Origin of the sequence: Fulvivirga ulvae (assembly GCF_021389975.1) — a bacterium.
GTDB classification, from domain to species: domain Bacteria; phylum Bacteroidota; class Bacteroidia; order Cytophagales; family Cyclobacteriaceae; genus Fulvivirga; species Fulvivirga ulvae.
In genome coordinates, this window is record NZ_CP089981.1 from 2,463,450 (window position 1) to 2,484,102 (window position 20,653).

The 20,653-nt window shown below is 42.2% G+C and carries 20 protein-coding genes; 7 read left to right on the top strand and 13 right to left on the bottom strand.

Going from position 1 to position 20,653, the window contains the following annotated elements:
- Window positions 1-106: 106 nt before the first annotated feature.
- The 4 genes from LVD17_RS10205 to LVD17_RS10220 all read right to left on the bottom strand — a co-directional run bounded on the left by LVD17_RS10205 (window position 107) and on the right by LVD17_RS10220 (window position 4,194).
- On the bottom strand, window positions 107-457 hold the full coding sequence (locus LVD17_RS10205; RefSeq protein ID WP_233766519.1) for a hypothetical protein: 351 nt from the start codon (window positions 455-457) through the stop codon (window positions 107-109).
- Between the two features lie 57 nt (window positions 458-514).
- Entirely contained in the window at window positions 515-1,285 is a 771-nt protein-coding gene (locus LVD17_RS10210; protein WP_233766521.1) for a LytR/AlgR family response regulator transcription factor, read from the bottom strand.
- Window positions 1,282-2,292 carry a sensor histidine kinase gene (locus tag LVD17_RS10215; protein WP_233766523.1) on the bottom strand — a complete coding sequence of 337 codons (1,011 nt, stop codon included), beginning with the start codon at window positions 2,290-2,292 and terminating at the stop codon, window positions 1,282-1,284. Before LVD17_RS10215 ends, LVD17_RS10210 begins: the two co-directional genes overlap by 4 nt.
- A 75-nt stretch (window positions 2,293-2,367) precedes the next feature.
- Window positions 2,368-4,194 carry a fasciclin domain-containing protein gene (locus tag LVD17_RS10220; RefSeq protein ID WP_233766525.1) on the bottom strand — a complete coding sequence of 609 codons (1,827 nt, stop codon included), beginning with the start codon at window positions 4,192-4,194 and terminating at the stop codon, window positions 2,368-2,370.
- A gap of 215 nt (window positions 4,195-4,409) precedes the next feature.
- On the opposite strand from LVD17_RS10220, the gene LVD17_RS10225 reads away from it, so the two are divergent.
- Complete coding sequence (locus tag LVD17_RS10225) at window positions 4,410-4,748, top strand: PadR family transcriptional regulator (RefSeq protein ID WP_233766526.1); 339 nt, start codon at window positions 4,410-4,412, stop codon at window positions 4,746-4,748.
- A complete protein-coding gene (locus tag LVD17_RS10230) occupies window positions 4,745-5,350 on the top strand; it encodes a hypothetical protein (protein WP_233766527.1) in 606 nt (201 codons plus the stop codon). The genes LVD17_RS10225 and LVD17_RS10230 overlap by 4 nt, the downstream gene beginning before the upstream one ends.
- A gap of 22 nt (window positions 5,351-5,372) precedes the next feature.
- Here LVD17_RS10230 and LVD17_RS10235 read toward each other — a convergent pair whose 3' ends face one another.
- Together LVD17_RS10235 and LVD17_RS10240 are read right to left on the bottom strand one after the other, a co-directional pair.
- Window positions 5,373-6,044 carry a LytR/AlgR family response regulator transcription factor gene (locus tag LVD17_RS10235; RefSeq protein ID WP_233766528.1) on the bottom strand — a complete coding sequence of 224 codons (672 nt, stop codon included), beginning with the start codon at window positions 6,042-6,044 and terminating at the stop codon, window positions 5,373-5,375.
- Window positions 6,041-7,090: a sensor histidine kinase gene (locus LVD17_RS10240; RefSeq protein WP_233766529.1), complete on the bottom strand. Its 1,050-nt coding sequence runs from the start codon at window positions 7,088-7,090 to the stop codon at window positions 6,041-6,043. Before LVD17_RS10240 ends, LVD17_RS10235 begins: the two co-directional genes overlap by 4 nt.
- A gap of 240 nt (window positions 7,091-7,330) precedes the next feature.
- On the opposite strand from LVD17_RS10240, the gene LVD17_RS10245 reads away from it, so the two are divergent.
- A complete protein-coding gene (locus LVD17_RS10245; protein WP_233766530.1) occupies window positions 7,331-7,759 on the top strand; it encodes a DUF4890 domain-containing protein in 429 nt (142 codons plus the stop codon).
- A 77-nt stretch (window positions 7,760-7,836) separates the two neighbouring features.
- Here the strand turns inward: LVD17_RS10245 and LVD17_RS10250 are convergent, their stop codons facing one another.
- The 4 genes from LVD17_RS10250 to LVD17_RS10265 form a co-directional block, all read right to left on the bottom strand.
- Entirely contained in the window at window positions 7,837-9,978 is a 2,142-nt protein-coding gene (locus LVD17_RS10250; protein WP_233766531.1) for a PrsW family intramembrane metalloprotease, read from the bottom strand.
- A gap of 100 nt (window positions 9,979-10,078) precedes the next feature.
- Entirely contained in the window at window positions 10,079-10,912 is an 834-nt protein-coding gene (locus LVD17_RS10255; RefSeq protein ID WP_233766532.1) for a DUF4846 domain-containing protein, read from the bottom strand.
- Between the two features lie 45 nt (window positions 10,913-10,957).
- Window positions 10,958-11,260 carry a hypothetical protein gene (locus LVD17_RS10260; RefSeq protein WP_233766533.1) on the bottom strand — a complete coding sequence of 101 codons (303 nt, stop codon included), beginning with the start codon at window positions 11,258-11,260 and terminating at the stop codon, window positions 10,958-10,960.
- Window positions 11,260-11,688 carry an RDD family protein gene (locus tag LVD17_RS10265; protein WP_233766534.1) on the bottom strand — a complete coding sequence of 143 codons (429 nt, stop codon included), beginning with the start codon at window positions 11,686-11,688 and terminating at the stop codon, window positions 11,260-11,262. The genes LVD17_RS10260 and LVD17_RS10265 overlap by 1 nt, the downstream gene beginning before the upstream one ends.
- Window positions 11,689-11,833: 145 nt before the next feature.
- Here LVD17_RS10265 and LVD17_RS10270 point away from each other — a divergent pair, with 145 nt between their 5' ends.
- Window positions 11,834-12,832 (top strand): DUF6268 family outer membrane beta-barrel protein, encoded by a 999-nt coding sequence (locus LVD17_RS10270; protein ID WP_233766536.1) that lies wholly within the window; start codon window positions 11,834-11,836, stop codon window positions 12,830-12,832.
- Window positions 12,833-12,968: 136 nt separating this feature from the next.
- On the top strand, window positions 12,969-14,534 hold the full coding sequence (locus LVD17_RS10275; protein ID WP_233766538.1) for an alkaline phosphatase D family protein: 1,566 nt from the start codon (window positions 12,969-12,971) through the stop codon (window positions 14,532-14,534).
- Between the two features lie 57 nt (window positions 14,535-14,591).
- Here the strand turns inward: LVD17_RS10275 and LVD17_RS10280 are convergent, their stop codons facing one another.
- A complete protein-coding gene (locus LVD17_RS10280) occupies window positions 14,592-16,253 on the bottom strand; it encodes a response regulator (RefSeq protein ID WP_233766539.1) in 1,662 nt (553 codons plus the stop codon).
- Between the two features lie 64 nt (window positions 16,254-16,317).
- Entirely contained in the window at window positions 16,318-17,712 is a 1,395-nt protein-coding gene (locus LVD17_RS10285) for an ATP-binding protein (protein ID WP_233766540.1), read from the bottom strand.
- 233 nt (window positions 17,713-17,945) lie between these two features.
- Between LVD17_RS10285 and LVD17_RS10290 the strand changes: the two genes are divergently transcribed.
- The gene (locus LVD17_RS10290) at window positions 17,946-18,491 is read left to right on the top strand and encodes a TlpA family protein disulfide reductase (RefSeq protein WP_233766541.1); all 546 of its coding nucleotides are present in this window, start codon (window positions 17,946-17,948) and stop codon (window positions 18,489-18,491) included.
- A gap of 252 nt (window positions 18,492-18,743) precedes the next feature.
- On the opposite strand, the gene LVD17_RS10295 is transcribed toward LVD17_RS10290, so the two are convergent.
- On the bottom strand, window positions 18,744-19,430 hold the full coding sequence (locus LVD17_RS10295) for a metallophosphoesterase (RefSeq protein ID WP_233766542.1): 687 nt from the start codon (window positions 19,428-19,430) through the stop codon (window positions 18,744-18,746).
- Window positions 19,431-19,642: 212 nt separating this feature from the next.
- On the opposite strand from LVD17_RS10295, the gene LVD17_RS10300 reads away from it, so the two are divergent.
- Window positions 19,643-20,635 (top strand): AAA family ATPase, encoded by a 993-nt coding sequence (locus LVD17_RS10300; RefSeq protein ID WP_233766543.1) that lies wholly within the window; start codon window positions 19,643-19,645, stop codon window positions 20,633-20,635.
- Window positions 20,636-20,653 lie beyond the last annotated feature (18 nt).

Here is a 20,653-nt window from a genome sequence, read left to right on the forward strand (position 1 = left end):
TTAAAATATTATTGCTTACGCTTAACGTAGCTGGCGGTTGCTTATTTACACGATATTATTTGAGCGGGCAAAGGCGAAAAACGGGGATGCTGCTTACACACCTCAGCTAAGGCCGACGCCGTGTCCTGCCAAGAAATTTGAAGGCATCTACCAGCATGTAAGTGCCTACAACTCCAGTAACACCACCGGCTATCAGAAGACCCTGACCCAATTCATCATTTTCCCTGCCAAGCATAAGGCCTCCTGCAATGGTTACAGTATATCCCAGGGTAGCTACCAATATACCTCTCTGGAATTTTGACTTAGATTTTTCCAGATTCAGGTGTATGTTGTCAACATCTGCCTGCAGGGCCAGTACCTCCTGCTTTAGTGTGTCCAGGCCAGGGTAACGTTCCTGTCCGTATGTGGTTAAGGTCAGTAGTGAGAGCAGTAAGATTAGAAATGCGCTTCGTAACATGTTGATTAAGTAGGTTTTGTTTACTAAACCTACGAAACAGCTTTGTCATGAAAATGTTTAAGTGTTGAGCCAGTTTTTAAAATCTTTCACTTTTTTTCTACTCACAATAAGCTTTTCCTCACAAGGAATTTTCAGGATAACCTCCAGGCGGTTATTGTAATAGCTCTTTACTTCACGAATGGCATCAATGTTAATAATAAATTGCCGGTTGATCCGGAAAAAGGACTGGGGATCAAGCAACCCGTCATCCAGCTCTTCCAGGGTGTGGTCTATGATGTATTGCTTGCAGGTTACTTTTTCAACAATATGGCAGATCTTATCTTCCGCGTACAGGTAAGCAATCTCTTCGGCATTTTTAAACTGCATGCGCTTACCAAATTTTACAAGAAAGCGCTTTTTGTAGGTCTTGCCACTTTCGCGGAGAATGGTGCTGATCAGCTTCTTGTCAATAATGGGTACACGCTGATTTTCCTTGAGCCGTTCGAATTTTTCCAACGCAGTCTTGAGCGCTTCATATTTGATAGGCTTGAGCAGGTAGTCAATGCTATTTAGTTTAAAAGCATTTAAAGTAAACTCATCATATGCCGTAGTAAAGATCACCGGGGTATAAAATCGTACCCTGTCAAAAATTTCGAAACTTTTGCCATCGGCGAGCTGAATGTCCAAAAGAATAAGGTCAGTTTCATGTTCACGCTCCTGAATGAATTTTATTGTATCCTTTACCGTATCTATCCTCTCCAGGACATAAATATCAGGATTGTATTGTTTTACCAACTCTTCGAGGCGCTCAGCAGCAAGTTCTTCGTCTTCTACAATGAGTACGTTCATTCGATTTCGATTAAAGGGACCTTAACTATAAAATTGCCATTTGACTGGACGATCAAGGCATCCTTTCCGCACAAATAATCATACCGTTCTCTGATATTCTTTAGCCCAAGCTGTGTAGAAGGCTCTTTTACAGGCTTTAGCTGGACATTATTTTCCACAATCAGATAATCATTATTGCTGCGAAGCTTGATCGTCAGGGGTTCGGCTCGCGAAACTATGTTGTGTTTAATGGCATTTTCTATGAGAAGCTGCATAGTAGCAGGTGCTATATATTTTGACTTGTGCTTCTCATCTATAGTGTTTACAATGTTTAGATTTTCCTTAAATCTCATTTTGAGCAGGAAAATGTAAGATTCAATAAAAGTAAGCTCTTCCCATAACCTGACTACCTTATTTTCCTGATTATAAAGCAGGTACCTGTATACATTGCTTAGCTGCTCTATGAACCTGGAGGAGGTGTCAGCATCTTTATGCACCAGAGAGGAAAGCACATTGAAACTGTTGAATAGAAAGTGAGGGTTGATCTGGTTGCGAAGGGCTTCAAACCGGGCTTCGGCATTCTGCTTCTTCAATCTTTCCGTTTCCAGCTGAGCATTTTTGTATTGATTTACAAAAAACACAATGGCATTGATACTATGCAAAAACAGGTTGACCCTGAATGCAAAGCCCAATGCAAGTTTGAAGGTGAGTACTTCATTGATGGATGCACCTTTAAATATCTCAAAGCCAAGCGTAACCAGAAAAGCAATAAACAGCACATTGATGAGGCTGAGGCCGAATAAAACAAAAAGCGGATGGAATTTCCTGAACTGCCATTTCATTGCAAATGTAGAAAGCACTCTGTTGCCTTCCCAGATCAGAAAAACTATACATAGAAGTATACCGAAAAAGAGAAAAGGGTTAAGCACAAAGCCAAACAGCTTATCCCCTTCCGTAAAAAGTATGTTGAGGAAGGAGTATGCTGCCAGCAATAAAATAAAAATGTAACGGTACTTAATTCCAAACATCGGTTCACAACATGAAAGTAAGAGGGTTTAATTTATGAAAAGAGCGGCATACTGCCGCCCCTTTCATAAGCATTTTTACAGAGCAGTGTCTACAGGAAGTAGCACGGCATCAATAACATGTATTACACCATTTGTAGCCAGCACATCGGTACTTGTAACAGTGGGGTTGGCAACATCCGGATCGTAGTCGGTAAGGGATACGTCATCACCTACATTGATTGTTATATTCGTATCACTCGGATCCTGGGCATCAGAAAGTGTAGTTGCCACCAGGCCGTCTGTGAGATCAGATGAAAATACGCGACCACTCAACACATGATAAAGCAGGATATCCGCCAGTAAAGTATCATCCACATCAGCAGGACCACTTACATCCAAAGCGGTATAAAGAGCCTGGAATGCATCATTTGTTGGAGCAAATACCGTGAAAGGTCCCTCAGGGCTTTGCAAAGCGGACACCAATCCGGCCTCGGTAAGTGCGGCGGCCAGGTCTGTAAACCCTGCGGCCTGAGCGATAGCAACAATGTCATCGCTATCCTCAGGTAGCAAGGTCCGGTTGATCACATGTACTACACCATTGCTATAATCTAGCGCCTCTCCCGATTCCGTAGCAACAACGACCTGTGAATTTCCATTAATGAATACACCATTTGAATTGTTGGTAAGATAAAAATCACCGTTTAATGTACCTATGGCAGTAGCGAAACCTCCTGCTGTAGATGGCAGGTCAGAAGCAAAATTTTCCGTTCCTAAAACATGGTATGTCAATATTGGTGTCAAAGTAGCTTTGTCCAGACCATCCAGAGATGTTATTCCTGCAGCCTCAAAAGCCTCATTGTTTGGCGCAAAAAGGGTGTAATTAGCGCTTCCGTCGATCAATGTTTCTAACAATTCTGCTTTCACAACGGCTGCGGTAAGTATGCTAAAGTCTTTATTGAAATATGCAGGTTCTACTATCGTATTGACAATACTTGTCTCCAGGGAAGGTACAAGCACTGCATCAATTACATGTATAATTCCATTGTTTGCTTCAATGTTTGCCGTTGTCACGTTGGCGTTGTTAACCATCACATCGCTTCCTGATATACTGATGGTTACCTCATCGTCACTACCTAATGCAGTAGCAGCCATTTGTCCGTCGCTTAGGTCAGAAGATGCAAGCGCTGCACTTGCAATTACATGGTATTGAAGCACTCTTTTCAATACATCTTCGGGAATATCATCCAGTTCATTCTGGCCGATCACTCCAAGCAAATCGGCAAAAGCAGCGTTGGTAGGAGCAAACACGGTAAAACTGCCATCACCATTCAGCAGATTGACAAGATCTGGAAATTTGGTAAGCGCCTCTACCAATATGCTAAGGTTTGAGTTGGCCTGGGCAATTTGTACAATAGAAGGTGGTGGTGGCAGTAGCACCTGATCAATGGTATGAATAACACCATTGCTTGCTTCAACATCAAAAGGAGCGCTGATATTGGCGCCATTTACGGTCAGTGCTGAAGCATCTATGGCAACTGTGGCCCCGTTGAGTGTGGCTACATCGCCTGTGGTCAGGTCGGATGACATTACCTCGCCGCTTACAACGTGATAGAGCAATATGGCTTCGAGGTTTTCAACATCACCGACGTTATCGGCTGTAATACCTGCGGCTGCAAAAGCAGCATCGGTAGGTGCAAATACGGTAAAAGGGCCTGTAGCTTGCAGATCATCCACCAGATTAGCTTCGGTAAGTGCTGCGGCGAGTGTGTTGTAACCATTGGCAATGGCCACATCCACAATATACTGAGGCTCGGGATTGCCTCCATCATCGTCATCCCCACATCCGGTAAAAACAAGCAGAAGCATGGATAACAAAAGCACGGAATAGATCCCTTTGCCTGATAAGTAGTTAACGAGTTTCATAGTTTTATTTTTTAGATGAACATTTGGTTTTTTCATCGTTTTAACGGCCCTCCCGGACAGGTGTCACGGCCTTATGGAGTGGAGTGTAGCTTTTGAGGAGTGAGGTGTATCTGTTAGGAGTGAATGGTGTCAAATCACCATAGGTAGCGGGAACAATTTCAAAAAAAATAATACATAGAATTATGAGGTATTGTAATTCTATGTATATTTGTTCTATGTATTCAAAAGAACTTTTAAAAGGGACCCTCTCGGTCATTATTCTCAATTTGTTGGCAGAAAATGGGCGCATGTATGGTTATGAGATTTTTCAGAGGGTTAAAGAGCTTTCTGATGAGAAAATCTTACTAAAGGATGGCTCCCTCTATCCGGCTTTACAAAAGTTGAGTAAAGATGGATTGTTATCGTATGAAGAAGAGTATGTGGGAAAAAGAGTGAGGAAATACTATTATCTGACTCAAAAGGGGAAGCAAGAAAAAGTGGTTTATCTCGAAGAACTCAAAGATTTTATGATGACGTTGAATAAAATTATTTTTCCACAAGCAGGAACCATATGAAGCTAACAGAACAACAGGAAGAGATGATCCGGGCATTTGTGGAGGCGCAGGGTGTAAAGCGGCCAACACTATGCGATGACTTAGTAGATCATTTGTGTTGTGTGATTGAAAGTCAGCGAACTGCAGATACGCCATTTGAACAGATGTTGGAAAATGCAGTCAGGGAACTGGCACCTGACGGGCTTGCAGAGATCGAGTACCAAACAGTGTTTTTACTAAACTCTAAACGAATAATAATCATGAAAAAACTAACGTATTTTATCGGATTTATTGGTTCGGTGGCTTTGGCTGCCGGTGTTTTGTTTAAACTACTTCATTGGGCCGGAGGTAATCAGTTATTTATATCGGGCTTTCTTACTTTGCTGCTGATTTTTATTCCATTTGTGGCCTTTGACAGATATAAGGTAGCCATCTCAAAAGCACTATCAGAGCGCTTAAAAATTATTTTGGGTGCTACTTCGGCAATTATTACCGGTATAGCCGCTCTATTCAAAGTTCTTCATTTACAGGGAGCCAACATCATGTTAATACTCGGAGCTTTCATTTTTATAGCTGGATTTCTCCCTTTTCTCTTTTTTACCATGTATAGAAAATCATCCTGATAAAAAAAAGTATTGAGTGAGCTTACAGCGTAAGGTCTCTAACCTGCTGCCTATAAGATTTACCAACAGGCAACTCTTTGCCGGCCACGGTTATCCACTGGGTTCCTTTGGAACTGATGTTGTCTTTGTTGACTATATAAGATTTGTGAATTCTGATAAAATTGTCTGGCAGGCTTTGTTCTAGGTTTTTCAAGGCCTCCAGGCTCATCAGCTTTCCTTCTTTTAAGTGGTAAGTAACATATTCACGGGCGCCTTCAATGTAGTTAATGTCGGAGTATCGGAGCCGGTGGGTTTTATGGTCAGCCTTTACTATCCAATAGCTTTCGGTTTGCTTTGGCAGGTTCTCAATTCTCTTATGGGCTTTTTCCGAAGCTGTAAGGAACCGCTCAAAAGAAATGGGTTTAACGAGATAATCAATCACATCCAGTTCATAACCTTCAAGGGCATAGTCAGGGTAAGCGGTGGTGAATATGGCAGCGGGTTTGTTTTGCAGGGAGCGCAAAAATTCAGTACCTGTAAGTTCAGGCATCTGGATGTCGACAAACATCAGGTCGACCTTGTTTTTCTTCAAAAAGTCCAGCGCCTCTACCGGGTTTTTGAAACTATGAAGGTGGGTAAGGTATGGGATCCTCGAAATATAACTTTCTATAATAGCACGTGCGGGAAACTCATCATCTATTACAATGCAGTTCATTTTAGCTCTAGCTTTAGGTCTATACTAAATACATCTCCCTTTCCCCGGATGTTTAATTCATATTTACCGGCATAAAGATACTCCAGTCTTCTTTTAACATTTTCAAGGCCGATTCCGCCGGTTTTGTCTTTTGTGGCAGCCTTGCCGACCGTATTGCGCACCAGCAGTTGGAGTGTTTGTCCTGAGGTGGATAATTTAATCTCTACAAAGCCAGTGTCATCATCCAGATTACTATGCTTAAATGCATTTTCAATAAAAGGGATCAGTATCATATGGCTGATATTTTTATGGCCATCAACCGCTGACAAATCAACCCTTATGTCAGGTTGTTTTTCAAATTTGATGCGTTGAAAGTCAATATAATCATTAATATAATTTATCTCCCGGCTGAGCAGCACCTGTTTTGCATTGGTTTCATAAAGCACATATTTCATCATTTCTGAGAGCTTCATGATCATATCCGGCGCTTTCTCGCCCTTTGTGGTGGCCATGTAATAGATGTTATTCATGGCATTTAATAAAAAGTGAGGGTTGATCTGGGACTTTAAAAACTTCATTTCCGTTTGCAGGTTCTCATTCATCAGGTTAACCTCACGCTGTTTTCTTTGCTGGTTCCTTCTTATCGTCCAGTAGGTAGAGCTTATGAACAATACTGCGAGGGAAGAGATAATGTTGTTAATAAATATCCGGCTTCTGAATGCACGCTCCAACCTTGGAGCACCATGAAATCTCCGGTGTCTGCCGGTCTCCAATGCATCATGAACAAAAGGCAGTTCATTTGAAAGTGAGAACAGGATGTAGGTAAAAACTATCAATACTGCCAGAGAGAGAAAGTAGCCGACATACCTATTCCTTTCCAGAAGCTTGGGCAACAGTATAAGGTAGTTCACATAAAACAATATCGCATGTATGGCTACTATCCTGATGGCCAGAATGATAGAAGCTTCGGCATCAAAGGGAAATGAGAGGAAATAATAATGAATTAGTAAATAGCCTATCCATAACAAAACGGACAAGGCTATAAGCTGAATACGTTGATTTGCCATATACTAATCTACATTTTTTGAGGCTACGAGCGGTTTAAGTTTCAATGTAAAGGCATGTTTTTTCAACCAACGTCACCTTTATGTAATTCCATACCCCTTGTATCAGCCAAAATCCGGCTTTCGCAGCCTGCACTTTTCCATTCGTTGAAAATATCCGGCTGTTGATTGAATACATTAATTAGCCCGGCACAAAAGCCTGATTTTTGCCGTTGATGTACTCAGGAACTAAAAAGAATAAAAATGAGAAATTCAAGATTATTATTTACTGTAATGTTCATGTTAGGCGTTACAGTGGCATTTGCACAAGATATGGACAGAAAAGAGTGGGATCCGGAGAAAATGTCGGAACGGGAAATAGAGCGGGTTGGAGAGGCTATACCTGACCTTTCTGAAGATCAAAAGGCAAAGCTCAAAGAGGCCAGTGTGGAGCACTTCGAGCAAATGAAGGCTTTTCGCGAAGAGAATAAGGAGGAACGTGAAGCAAGAAAGGAAAAAATGCAGGGCTTTCATGAAGCAAAGCTGGCTACATACAAAGAAGTGCTTAGCCAGGAACAGTATGTAAAACTTTTAGAGCATATGGTGACTCACCCGAGGCACGATGGTCCCAGAGGGCATAGAGGAGGCCATCCGCATAAAGGCAGACACGGAGACAGGAATAAAGATAAGTAGTCGTTTTAAGGTTTAGGTTTATTGGATCAAGTCCATCCGGGAATTCGGATGGCCTTTTCATCACTCGTTAAATTATATTAAGTATTTACCGGGGCTAACTTGCCAATTTTTATCCACCCATGAGAATCAAATAAATTTTTAGATACATTTTTATTTTGCAATAGTTGCAAGTCGGGAATTGTCCGGAAGTAAGAGTATAGGTCATCCTCATACTTTAAAGACTCGTTCTGATATCGCAATTTTATGAGTACATATGATGATTCCCGATCTGCCAGAGGCAATTCGGAATCCAGTTTAACCAGGAACCAATGTGGGTCAGGATCATTTTCCTCATAGAGGATTACCCTGTCAATGATTATGCCTGAAACAGGCTCGGCAAGCAGGTCAGTTAATGCCGGGTTATAGGGATCGTTTTCAATGTAAATATGAATCCCTACATAATTGTGGGCCTTTATGGAGTTAAGCAAAAACCAACTTGTGAGCAGCTTGGACTGGGGCAATGTGCCATATCCCCTTTTCTCTCTGCTACTAAAGTAAACATCCCTCCAGTATCCCTTCACCAGGTTAAAGGTGCTGAGGCTGGAGCCGAAAAATACGATCAGTAATCCTGCCGAGGAGATACTCCCAACCAGAGCGTCATGAGCTTCTGTGGGGCCATAATTCCACCCCACCATGATATACTCTATGCCTAAAATAAACGTCAGGGCCAGGGTTAGGAATAAGCGCGAACCCTCAGCTTTGGATACCATTTTATAATCGAAGAAGGAGGAATTGTTGAGGCTGTTATTGATCATGATGATCCATACCTGTACAATAAAGATAAAAAACAGGATAAACAGTAAAACAAGCTTCTGAAACAAAAAGAAATCGTACAGACCATGCACCACACTTGCTATCAGAAAGGAAATAGCGAAAGCCAATATTGGGTGATAAGCATTATTTTTGAACCGGCTTATGACCAAGCCGTATGCGGCAATCGATGTAGCCATCATGTGACCTACCACTGACATGTATGCCCTACCGTGGATGATGCCACCGGCTACATCCTGAAAATAGAGCAGGTTCTCTACAAAAGCAAAACCAAGTGCAGATGCGGAGGCATAGATAATATAGTCAATAGGCTCTTTAAGCACTTTTGTAAATAGTGCAAGCAGAATAAACGGGAATATTTTTACCAGTTCTTCAGGTACACCTATCGCAAAAATGGCATAGAAGAGGTCTCCGAAAAAACTGCCGTCCATTTCCCAGTTCAGGAAAATATTCTTCATGTCAATTATTAGCAGAACCCCCAACACCGAAAGCATGCCTGAGAATAACATCAATATGAAGTATACAATTTTGTCAGGATTAAAGATGTCCAGCCGGATCAGGTAGATCAGCCATACAGCGGCAATGACCAGGGCAGCCATCAGGCCCATCAGCTTAATGGGCTCAAATATGGTACCTAATGACCAAATAAAATATTGAACCGGTTGTAAATCGTACAAATAGGTCTGTCGTCTCAGGGAATAAGAAAAGTATTGCGAGGCACTGCCATAGTTGAGCAGGTCATAAAGCTTCGTGTAATTTTTACTTTTGGTATACTTAATAATTAGAAGGCCAACAGTTTTGCCAAAGTAACTGCTTGAAGTTTCGAGCTCTTTCCAAAAGTATTCGTCTGATTGCTCTGGAGTTTCGGATTCGTATATTTTGCCCAGGTAGTAATTTAAATAAGGTATTGATGTTTGGGATATTTTATTCAGCCAATTTTGAGATTCAGCATAGTCGTTTTCCAGAAAGTGAATTATCCCCAACCCAAACGCCCCCAGCGTAGTGTCTCCATTGCTATACTGATGGGTGTACCACTCTTGCAGTTTCTCGACCTCTTTATAATGGTGGCCATCGCTTAGCTCCCAGTAATCTGGCAAGGCCATATATGTGGTAATAAATTCATGTTGGTAAGCTAGGTTATTGACATAATCATTTAACCCTTCAAACTTCAGGTCATGTTTTACTGCATCACGCACACTATCCTGAGGGTTATAGACGCTCACTACTTCTATAGGTTTGGGAGTTGGCAGTTGCTCTACAAGAAGATAACAAATGGTTAAAAAAGTAATGCTCGAAATGGCCGCAATGGACATCGGGGATTTAAGCAAAGCTTTTGGGTCAGATGTAGTTGAAAATTTCCAGTAAATATAAGCTCCTGCTAAAAGGAGGAACAAAAGAATAAAAAACATCAGCAATATTGAATAGATACAAATTGCTAATATAATTGTTTTATTCTAGCTGCTGCTTATCTGAGTGATTTTTTATTCAAATCTTTTTTAAGACTGGGCTTTATTCCCCAAACCTTTTCAAATCCTTATTAGTAAATGTCCATTCGGGTGTCTCCAGCACTTCTCCAAAATCGGCGGAGTACCATGGGCTGATGTCTTCATTTCTGTTTTTAAGGATCTGTATTTGCTGGGCCGGCATGTAGCTTTGTGCCAGTAAAAATATTTTTCCCCCTGTTTCAGGCCTGGTGGCCACATCAACTACAATGACGGCATGGCCGGGCGAGCCGCCCTGTACAAATACATCACCTATCTGCAAATGGTCCGTTTTAACAGGTTTCAGTTCTTTTGCAAGAGATAAAGTACCTGCGTAGCTGAAGATGATCTCCATATACTTCCAAAAATCCTTATAGGTATTTGATGGCGAACCTGCCTGGTACCACGACACATCATTTCCCTTTACTGCTATTCTCTTGCCCTTCATCCATTCGGAATAATCCACTCTGAAACCGTTGGTAAAATTGAAATGTATTTTGTCATACTCCTTCTGGTTCCATAAGTGTTCTGCCCTTAGCCGTATAACGGCATCCGCACACTGGTGGAGGTCACGTTCCCCTATTTCAAGGTCGACCACGGCGGTATAAACATTGAAATTAGGTTTGGGAAGCCCGTTGTAGAACCTTACCATAGTGCCGTCCGGTTTTAAAGGCAGTTGCCTGAGGTACTGTCCAAACGATTTTTCAGCAACCGGAACTCGCTCAAAACCGTCCGGTGTGTTTATTCTTGCTTCGAGAGTATTGCCTTCGGTATTAATTATTGGTTTTTCGGTATGGTCGTCTCCTATGCTTCCGGCAGTTGCCTGACTGTTGCCACCTGTTTGTCCACAGGCCTGAAACATGAGAGAGCAGGTTATTAATAATACAAATCGGGTTTTCATGTGCTGCTATTCAATCAATTGATAAGTTCCTGTTTTTTCCTCCTGCAAATAAAGGTGCTCCAGCTTTTTACTTAACTCTGCATATTCTTTTTTATTGCTTTCGAGAAAGTTCTCATAAGCCTGTTGTGAAGTCCAGGTATCCAACAACATATACGTATCTGGCACCTCTGTCAGTTTGTATAAGAATGAACCTTGATATGCCCGTGAAATGCGAAAAAATGTTGCCCAGGATCCTTTCGGCCCATATTCATGTTCGAAATCTGCATTATGAGCAGGTGAAGTCCTATAATTCCATGCTACGATATGCATTATTCAGCTACAGGTTGCACGGTTACCGACTCCTTCGTATGTACCACTACAGACTGTGCGAGATAATCATGAATGGCTCTTTTTTTATCATTTTCTGTGACAGTGAGCAGTGACAGCCAGCCTAAAAGCGATTTGAATATGAAGCGTAGCAGCGCCATATGAAACAATAGCTTTTTTTCCGGCTTATCTTCTCTCCTTACCCTCACCCCCAAGAGGTAATGCCCAAGCGTTCCGCCAAATGCACTCGTAAATAACGGATCATATAAATAAAAAATAAATACGAACGCGATCATTCGGGAATTATCAGAAATATGGTCAAAGCTCGAAAACAAATATGTGGTGAAAATCATTAAGACCATTAGCACTACAACATCTGCCATAAGCGCTTTAACACGCGTGGGTAGCGTTGGGTAGGTTTTCTGAGACATGGTAATTTATTTTAAGCCTACTATTTACAATTTTTCTCGATAAATTCATATATGAATTGTATTTAGAAATTATTTATTTTTGTAAAATGCCTTCTTGGAACTTAATGGCAGCGGCGGCAGTTTAGGCACTTTATAAAGTCAGTTTATGAAGAAAATCTTTAGTACTGTATTTATTCTACAACTGTTTTGCTTTGCAGTGGTCAATGCACAGGTAGAAAAAGAAGAAGCACCTGAGCTTGACAAAGTAATCGCCATCCCCTACAGGCCCAAAATTGCAGAGTTTAGCTACAATACACTAGGCGAATACAATACCTATTGCACTTCTGATGAATTCGGAAACTCAAGCTCTGAAGTAGAGCGGGATAGCCAGCTTAAATTGCGCCTGGGTATACCTCTTGTAATGAAGGACTCCAAACTGTTTGGTATCCAACTCAAATATGACCGGCATAATTTTGTACTGGACTTTGAAGACTCACCGGAGCACTATGAACTTTATGACCATATAGAAAGGAGAAGCTTTACCAGTTTGGGTGCGAGATTCTTATTTCAGAAGTCGCTGGATGATACCCGGGAACTTACGGTAATAGCCGGAGGAGAGATAAAAAGTGACGAAATTGTCCTGAATAAAAATACCGGGAAGTATTACACGCACATTGCCTACAGCAAGCAACTAAATAAGCGCACAAAGATTGGTGCCGGCCTCATGATGTCATACACTCTTGGCAGGGCACAGGTGTACCCATTGGTAAGCTATGAGCGCAGGCTCAGCAGCAAATGGACGCTTGACCTGAATCTTCCAAAGCAGGCGGCACTACGCTACAGGGCCAATGAGAAGTTTTATATTACTGCATCTACAGAAGTAAAAGGCTGGCGCTATGCGGTCAACAATGCTGTATTGTCAGAGGAGAACCACGGCCTCACATTGCGTAAATCCGATATCAATTTTGGTCTGAGCTTCGAGCATGAAGTGCACGACTGGCTATGGCTTGGCCTTGATATGGGGCTATCCAAAAACCTGCGCTACTTCCTGGCCGAACCTGGCGACGGGCGTAAAGATGCAGTCATTGATCTCACCGCCGATGACACGCCATATGTAAAGTTTGGCCTTTTTATAGTTCCTCCTAAAAAGATGTACCTGAAATAAGCGTGCAAGGCTTTTAGGCTTTTTCATCAGGCCATTGAGCAAAAATTCATCTGCCCTTAATATGGAAGTAACTGATATATGTTAAATTTCATGCAAATTGCCGGCAAAAAATCACCCGGTTTATAAATTGCATTACATGAAGCATTATCAATCAGTTATTTTACTTATCGCACTCATTACAGCCTGCGGACCATCGAAAACTAAGGAAGAGCAACTTCCAAAACTGCCGAAAGATGGTATTGCACAATATTACGACAACAGTTTAAAGCCCTTTTATCACGGAGTAGCTTCCGGCGATCCGCTTACGGATAAAGTTATTATCTGGACAAGGGTAACACCGGAAGATTCATTAAAAACGATAGAAGTGGACTGGGAAATTTCAACAGACGAGCAGTTTAAGAATATAGTTAACTCGGGTAAAGTTTCTACAAGCCCGGATGATGATTATACCGTGAAAATTGATGCAGACAAGCTCCTGCCTGATACTAAATATTTTTACAGGTTTAAAGCCCTTGACGCTGTTTCACCAATAGGCCGTACCAATACGGCCCCGGAGTCCATGGTCGACAGCCTTAAATTTGCAGTAGTAAGCTGTAGTAATTACGAGTGGGGATATTTCAATGCCTATAAAAAGCTTGCAGAGCGCAATGATATAGATGCCGTGCTCCATCTTGGTGACTACATTTATGAATATGGAGCCGGGGGCTATGGGGATACTACACTTCAGAGGAGCCATCTTCCTGAATATGAGATCATATCTTTAGAAGATTACAGGTTGCGTTATTCTCAGTACAGGCTGGATCCTGATTTGAGGGCTGCACATCAAAACCATCCGTTCATTACCATATGGGATGATCATGAGATCGCTAACAACTCTTATACGGACGGAGCCCAGAACCACCAGCCTGACGAAGGCCCATATGCTGAAAGAAGGGAAGCAGCTAGAAAAGCATACTACGAGTGGCTTCCCGTAAGGCCATCCAATCATTTGTATAGAAACTTTAAATACGGAGAACTGGCTGAGCTTATTATGCTCGATGAGCGATTGGAGGCACGGACAGCTCCTGTAGATAGCGTAATGGATCCTACCTTTGAAGATGAGAATCGAGCAATGCTTGGCAATACACAAATGCAGTGGTTCGAAGACCGGTTAAAAACAACTAATGCACAATGGAAGGTTGTTGGCAACCAGGTAATTTACTCATACCTCAACTGGGGGCGCCCGACCTTTAATATCAACCTCGATTCATGGGATGGTTATCCTGTAGAGCAAAAGAAAATTGCTGAATTTATAAAAAGCAATGAAATTGAGAATGTTGTGTTCGTAACCGGCGATACCCATTCTGCATTCGCTTTTGAAGTTACCGTCAATCCGTTTAGTGATTATGACCCCATTTCCGGTCAGGGTGCATTTGCCGTTGAGTTTGGTACTACCAGCATCAATTCCAGCAATTCTGATGAGCGCTTCCCGGTTGATTCCGTGAAACTCCACGAGCAGAAAATAACCAATACACCGGTAAACCCACATTTGAAGTACTCAAACCTTCGCGATCATGGCTACCTGGTGCTATCGTTATATCCTGACGAAGCTAAAGCAAATTTTTACTTTGTGGAGACTGTTAAAAAGCCAAGTAACAAGGAAGAGCTGGGTAAGTCTGTAACCGTTAAAAGCGGCACGCATCATTTGCTTTTTGAGGAGTAAATCTAAATTTAGCTTAAGACCTCCAAGGATCAAAAACCTTGGAGGTCTATTCCATTACTAGATTTCAGCCAGATACTCGTGAACAAACTTAATGGCCATGGCACCTTCACCCACGGCACTTGCTACGCGGTTCATGGCTCCTGAGCGAACATCACCCGCTGCAAATATGCCCGGGCTGCAGGTCTCCAAAAGGAAAGGTTCACGCTCCATTTTCCATGATTTCTTAAAAGTATCATGCTTTTGCAGGGAGTTACCCGTTTCGATGAACCCCTTTTCGTCCTTGATGATGTTCAGGCCGATCCAGTCTGTATAAGGTTTCGCACCTATAAAGATCAGCAATGCACCTGCATTCACCCGCTTTTCTTCTTTTGTTTTATGATTGATGAGTGAAACGGCCTCAAGACGGTCAGACCCATGAGCCTTCAAAACTTCAGTATGCCCTAGAATATGAATGTTTTCGGTGGCTTTGATCTGGTCTATCAGATACTGGGACATAGAACTGCTCAAGTCCGGTTTTCTGATCAGGATATACACATTCATGGCAAAGTTAGACAGATACATGGCTGCCTGACCTGCAGAGTTCCCTCCGCCAACGATATACACATCTTTGTCTTTGCAGGCATGGGCTTCTGTAGTAGCGGCGCCATAATAGATGCCGGCTCCGGTGAAATCGTTTATACCTTCGGCTTCCAGCTGCCTGTAATCCACTCCGGTGGTAATGATGATGCTCTTGGTGTTTATTTCATTGCCATTGGCAAGCTTTACGATCTTATAGTTGTCTTTTAAGGTAATCTCCACCACTTCCTGCGGAGATAGAAATTCAATACCAAACCTTGTAGCCTGGGTTATGGCACGCCTTGAGAGTTCTGCGCCACTGAGTCCTTTGGGGAAGCCCAGATAGTTTTCAATACGAGAGCTGGTTCCTGCCTGTCCTCCCGGAGCCCTTTTTTCTATCAGCAAGGTATTTAAACCTTCAGAGCCACCATACACTGCCGCTGCCAGCCCGGAAGGGCCAGCACCTATAATGGTGACATCGTACATTTTCTGTTGTGCAATTCCCTGCATACCCATTTTCTGGCCAACATCCGGCAGGTCAGGGTTGAGCAGCAGGCTTCCGTCTTCAAAAAAGATAGCAGGCAGGTCTTTGGTATCAATTTTATTGATCTCCATTAGCTTTTGGCCCTTCTCACTCGCTTCCATATCCATCCATTGGTATGGGATGAGGTTGCCAGATAGAAAGTCTTTGATCATGTGCGATCGGGGCGACCATTGATAGCCCAGGATTTTTATGCCCTGAAATTCCGGTCTGTAAGAAGCCTGCCAGGCATCCAGATGGTCGCTCACCACCGGGTAAAGCTTCTCCTCCGGCGGGTCCCATGGTTTCATCAGGTAATAATCCAGTTGTACCTCATTGATTGCCCGGATAGCTGCTTCCGTATCAGAGTAAGCCGTTAGCAGAATTCTTTTGGCGTCAGGGAAAAATTCTTTGGCCTGTTCCAGAAATTCCACCCCAAGCATTTCAGGCATTCGTTGATCTGTAAGGAACAAGGCAATGGTTTCACCCTTATTTTTGATGTCCTTTAGTGCTTTTAGCGCCTCCTCTGCTGATTCTGTCGCCATTATCCTGTATTCTCTTTTATACTCTTCCCTTAAATCGCGCACAACTGCCCTCAGCACGGAGGTATCATCATCAAGAACAAATATTATTGGTTTTTTCATGGTAACTGTAAAAACTGTAACTATAAATTGTGAACAGTGAACTAAGAACAGTGAATCGTAACCGCTAACGAATAGGAATACAAACTTTAAATACAGTTCTTCCAGGTTTTGATTCTACCTTAATAGTTCCATTATGCTGATTGATTATCTGCCGGACAACATCCAGCCCAAGGCCCGTGCCTTTACCTACGGCCTTGGTAGTGTAAAACGGATCAAAAATGCTGTCAATTACATTTTCAGGAATACCCGTGCCTGAATCACTGACCGTGACCTTCACAAAGTCCCCATCCTGCTTAGTTTCAATCTCTAATTTACGTTCGTCAGCATTCTCCAGGGCATCAATGGCGTTGTCAATCAAATTGGTCCATACCTGGTTGATCTCACTTACATATATGTGCGGTTTCACCAGGTTGTATTCATATTTTTTAATGACTTCCACGTTGGCCTTTTTTAGCTTATGGTTAAGCATCACGAGGGTATTGTTTATTCCTTTATGGATATCCTCCTCCTGCCTCTCCACTGCCTGATCCATATGAGTATAGCTTTTAACAGAGCATACAAGGTCATTGATGCGTTGAGAGGCATCTTCTATTTCCATCACCAGCTTTTCTGTGGTCATCACCTGATTGAGCCAGCCTAATACTGCTTTTAAGTCATCAGAAGGCACATGCTTGGCTATGTTATCAAAATCACTGCTTTCAAATCCAAAATCAACAAAATTGTCTGCCAGCTCATAGCCATCTTCAAAGCCAACAGTTTCCAGCCATTCCGCTACTTCGTCTTCCCTCCCGGTTTTGTCCATAAGCCCATATTCTTTTATGCCATCGCCTATTTTTTCAAAAAGAATATTGTTGACAAAGTCTACCTGTTCAGCAGTCATTCTTATGGCAATAACACTTTTAAAATTTTCCGGCAATAAGGACAAATGCTTGCGCAATGTTTGGGCACTCCTGACCACAGCGGCAGACGGGTTGTTTAATTCATGCGCAAGTCCGGCTGATAATTTTCCCAGCGCCATCATTTTGTCGTTTTGCTGCTGCATTTTGGTGAACTGACGGATTCGAGTGCTCATCACATGTACAAGAGCGGTAGTCAGTTCATGGTGATCATGGATCATCTCCTGAAAATAGCTTTTGTCCAAGGCTACAACTGATGCGTCTGAAGTGGCCTCAGCGGTGCCGGTAGCCGTACTGGCTCTGGAGTATGGCAAGGTCCCTGAAATGGTTTGCTCATCAAGCGACCCGATAATCCTGTACTGTCCATTCTGATCTATTTTCAGAATAAAGCTGCCTTTGAGGATGATATGCATTTTATCAATCGGGTCCCCCTTTTTGAAAGCATAATCTCCTTTTTTAAAAGTACGACATTCTGCTTTCGACAGAAGCCACTGTAACTGATTGACCGGAACATTTTTCAGCGCTTCAATTTGCTGAAGTTGTTGAATTAGGTTCGTATCCATGTGGAAGCGTATCAGGCCATAATTAAGTTTTATAATTTAAAGCTAAGGAAAGTATCTGGTATCCAGAGCAGAGCTGCCACTAAATAATACTTGGCGGACATCAATCTGTCTTAAAGGTTATTACAACTTTACTTATCGTCGTCTGCCTAACAGGAATATTGTATCTGGCATGGTTTTTCGTAATTTGTAATATAATTCAGAACATTATCATTATTAAAAAACCATCAAATAACATGAAACTGAAATTAGCCATTCTGTCACTACTGTCATTTGCATTATTCTATACTGCTGATGCTCAGGTGGTAGGCAACAACTTCCCTGCTTTGGAAGCTGAAACTGTTGAAGATGCCGTCGTTAACCTTCCGGAGGACACCAAAGGCAAGTATACCCTCTTGGGTATGGCTTACTCCAAGAAATCAGAAGATGACCTGAATACCTGGTTTAGTCCGGTTTATAATAAATTCATCAGGGAAGATACCGGCTTGTTTTCTTCATTCGGTTATGATGTCAATGTTTATTTTATCCCCATGTTTACAGGTATCAATGCAGCAGCCACTGGCACTGCCAAAAACAAAGCGCTGAAAAACATCGATCCTAAGCTACTGCCTTATATCCTTTTTTATAAAGGCAAACTTAAGCCATACAAGGAAGCACTCGAATTTGAGAAAAAAGATGTACCGTACTTCTTTGTACTTGACAAATCAGGGAAGATCATATATGCCACTTCAGGAAAGTACACAGAGGATAAAATGTCCGAGATAGAGGCTTTATTGGAGTAGTAAAAACTTTAGATAAGTATAAGTGTGAGGGGTGATCATTTCGGTCACCCTTTATTTTGTGCCCCAGCTGACACTATTGAGCAAATGGGTCGGAAAATAAAACATGCAATGTGAAGCTTTTCACTGAAAATCAAAGAAACGTGCTTATTGTCATCATATGCCAGTTTGCCAACTGCTATTCTATTAAGAGAACAAGTCTGTCAAATACCGGGGAGAAAAAGTTAGTGTCTCCCGGGAAATTCTGTCTGATCCTTATTTTACTCTTCCGCTTCCCGGCGGGTACATTGTATCTACCTTATCACTAATAAACATCTCCTTGGTGTCTATATTCATAAGGGTAAGGGTGCCATCCCAGCCTGCCCCGGTATCCATCAGCCAAATCTCGCAAGACCTTATAGGCTTGTCATTATATTTATGGATAGGCGTGTGTCCAATGTAGACTTCATCATAAGGAGTGATTCTTTCTTGGTTTCCATTTATCCTACGGGCCATAGCCGTCCGGTACAAGCCTCTGTCCCATAGGAAAGTGCTGGGACCTTGTACTTCAAGGGGTACTTCGGGAACTATCCCGGCATGTACGAACAATTTATTTTCATGGAGATGGTAGTATTGAGCACTTTGAAGCAGGTCAATATGGGATTTTGGCATACCTTCCGGGTAGCTTTTTACCGTACCCGCTCCACCCTGGCTCAACCATATATCATTGGCATCACCTCCGGTAGCCCATTCGAGCGCCCAATGGTCATGATTACCCAATATAAATACCAGGTTCCTGATTCTGAGTAGTTCTTCAATAGCCTGATTGGTTTCAGGCCACCCATCGCAGACATCCCCAAGGCAGATCAGCAGATCATTTTCATAATCAAATGAAGATCGCTCCAGACATTGTACAAGCGCTTTATGGGCACCATGGATGTCTCCGACAACAAATTGCTTCATATTTTTAACAACAAAACAAGAAGGTATAAGTTAACAATATTATCGAGTAAACATGCATATTTATCAACCGATTATTGGATAGGGATAACCCTTTATAAAATTTTTCGGTTGAAATATATATTATTGTATAGTTTTACAGTTGATAGTTAAAATACTGAAAGATGGGCAAAACAGCTTATCTGCGAGTTTTTTGGAATTAACCAATCTTAGGAATGGAAGAGTCAGTAACAACAATTGATCAGAAGAGAGAACATCAGGAGAAAATAAAGCAGGTTTTCACGGAGGTAGGAAAGGTAGTAGTGGGTCAGCAGGCCATGATCAACCGGCTTTTGATAGGTTTATTTACACAGAGCCATATTTTGCTGGAGGGTGTGCCTGGTATAGCTAAAACACTGACAGTAAGCACACTGGCCAAGGTGCTACATCTGGATTTTCAAAGAATACAATTTACCCCCGACCTGTTGCCGGCAGACCTGATCGGTACCATGATATATAATCAGAAGCTTGCCAAATTTGAAGTTAAGCAGGGCCCCATCTTTGCCAACATTATCCTGGCAGATGAGATCAATAGATCACCCGCCAAGGTTCAGTCAGCTCTTCTTGAAGCTATGCAGGAAAAGCAGGTTACTATTGGTGAGACTACTTTCCAACTGGACAGGCCATTTCTTGTACTGGCAACACAAAACCCTGTAGACCAGGAGGGTACTTATCCGCTGCCGGAAGCCCAGGTAGACAGATTTATGATGAAGGTACATGTTGATTATCCAACCAAAGAACAAGAGTTGGAGGTGATGAGAAGGATCTCGAACATGAGCTTTGATTATACTGTAAATACAGTGCTGACCAAAGAGGATATTTTTGCTATTCGCAATGAAATTAACCAAACCTCAATATCAGAGTCTCTGGAGAAATACATTGTAGAGCTTGTATATGCTACCCGCGACCCCAGGTCATACGGGTTGAATGAAGAAGCAGAGTACATTCAGTTTGGTGTTTCCCCTCGTGCTTCCATCAACCTCAATCTTGCCGCCAAGGCGGTTGCATACTTTGAAGGCAGAGACTATGTGCTGCCTGAAGACATCAAAGAAGTGGCAGGCGATGTGCTGAATCACAGGATTATCCTTAACTATGAGGCTGAGGCTGATAATGTTAGCACCTATAAGATCATCAATTCCATTTTGAATAAAGTGCCTATTAACAATTAGTTAATATTCCCGAAATAG

What these genes read in the sequence shown, in the direction of transcription:
- LVD17_RS10205 (WP_233766519.1), bottom strand. Translation starts at nt 457, where the DNA reads ATGTTACGAAGCGCATTTCTAATCTTACTGCTCTCACTACTGACCTTA.
- LVD17_RS10210 (WP_233766521.1), bottom strand. Translation starts at nt 1,285, where the DNA reads ATGAACGTACTCATTGTAGAAGACGAAGAACTTGCTGCTGAGCGCCTC.
- LVD17_RS10215 (WP_233766523.1), bottom strand. Translation starts at nt 2,292, where the DNA reads ATGTTTGGAATTAAGTACCGTTACATTTTTATTTTATTGCTGGCAGCA.
- LVD17_RS10220 (WP_233766525.1), bottom strand. Translation starts at nt 4,194, where the DNA reads ATGAAACTCGTTAACTACTTATCAGGCAAAGGGATCTATTCCGTGCTT.
- LVD17_RS10225 (WP_233766526.1), top strand. Translation starts at nt 4,410, where the DNA reads ATGTATTCAAAAGAACTTTTAAAAGGGACCCTCTCGGTCATTATTCTC.
- LVD17_RS10230 (WP_233766527.1), top strand. Translation starts at nt 4,745, where the DNA reads ATGAAGCTAACAGAACAACAGGAAGAGATGATCCGGGCATTTGTGGAG.
- LVD17_RS10235 (WP_233766528.1), bottom strand. Translation starts at nt 6,044, where the DNA reads ATGAACTGCATTGTAATAGATGATGAGTTTCCCGCACGTGCTATTATA.
- LVD17_RS10240 (WP_233766529.1), bottom strand. Translation starts at nt 7,090, where the DNA reads ATGGCAAATCAACGTATTCAGCTTATAGCCTTGTCCGTTTTGTTATGG.
- LVD17_RS10245 (WP_233766530.1), top strand. Translation starts at nt 7,331, where the DNA reads ATGAGAAATTCAAGATTATTATTTACTGTAATGTTCATGTTAGGCGTT.
- LVD17_RS10250 (WP_233766531.1), bottom strand. Translation starts at nt 9,978, where the DNA reads ATGTTTTTTATTCTTTTGTTCCTCCTTTTAGCAGGAGCTTATATTTAC.
- LVD17_RS10255 (WP_233766532.1), bottom strand. Translation starts at nt 10,912, where the DNA reads ATGTTTCAGGCCTGTGGACAAACAGGTGGCAACAGTCAGGCAACTGCC.
- LVD17_RS10260 (WP_233766533.1), bottom strand. Translation starts at nt 11,260, where the DNA reads ATGCATATCGTAGCATGGAATTATAGGACTTCACCTGCTCATAATGCA.
- LVD17_RS10265 (WP_233766534.1), bottom strand. Translation starts at nt 11,688, where the DNA reads ATGTCTCAGAAAACCTACCCAACGCTACCCACGCGTGTTAAAGCGCTT.
- LVD17_RS10270 (WP_233766536.1), top strand. Translation starts at nt 11,834, where the DNA reads ATGAAGAAAATCTTTAGTACTGTATTTATTCTACAACTGTTTTGCTTT.
- LVD17_RS10275 (WP_233766538.1), top strand. Translation starts at nt 12,969, where the DNA reads ATGAAGCATTATCAATCAGTTATTTTACTTATCGCACTCATTACAGCC.
- LVD17_RS10280 (WP_233766539.1), bottom strand. Translation starts at nt 16,253, where the DNA reads ATGAAAAAACCAATAATATTTGTTCTTGATGATGATACCTCCGTGCTG.
- LVD17_RS10285 (WP_233766540.1), bottom strand. Translation starts at nt 17,712, where the DNA reads ATGGATACGAACCTAATTCAACAACTTCAGCAAATTGAAGCGCTGAAA.
- LVD17_RS10290 (WP_233766541.1), top strand. Translation starts at nt 17,946, where the DNA reads ATGAAACTGAAATTAGCCATTCTGTCACTACTGTCATTTGCATTATTC.
- LVD17_RS10295 (WP_233766542.1), bottom strand. Translation starts at nt 19,430, where the DNA reads ATGAAGCAATTTGTTGTCGGAGACATCCATGGTGCCCATAAAGCGCTT.
- LVD17_RS10300 (WP_233766543.1), top strand. Translation starts at nt 19,643, where the DNA reads ATGGAAGAGTCAGTAACAACAATTGATCAGAAGAGAGAACATCAGGAG.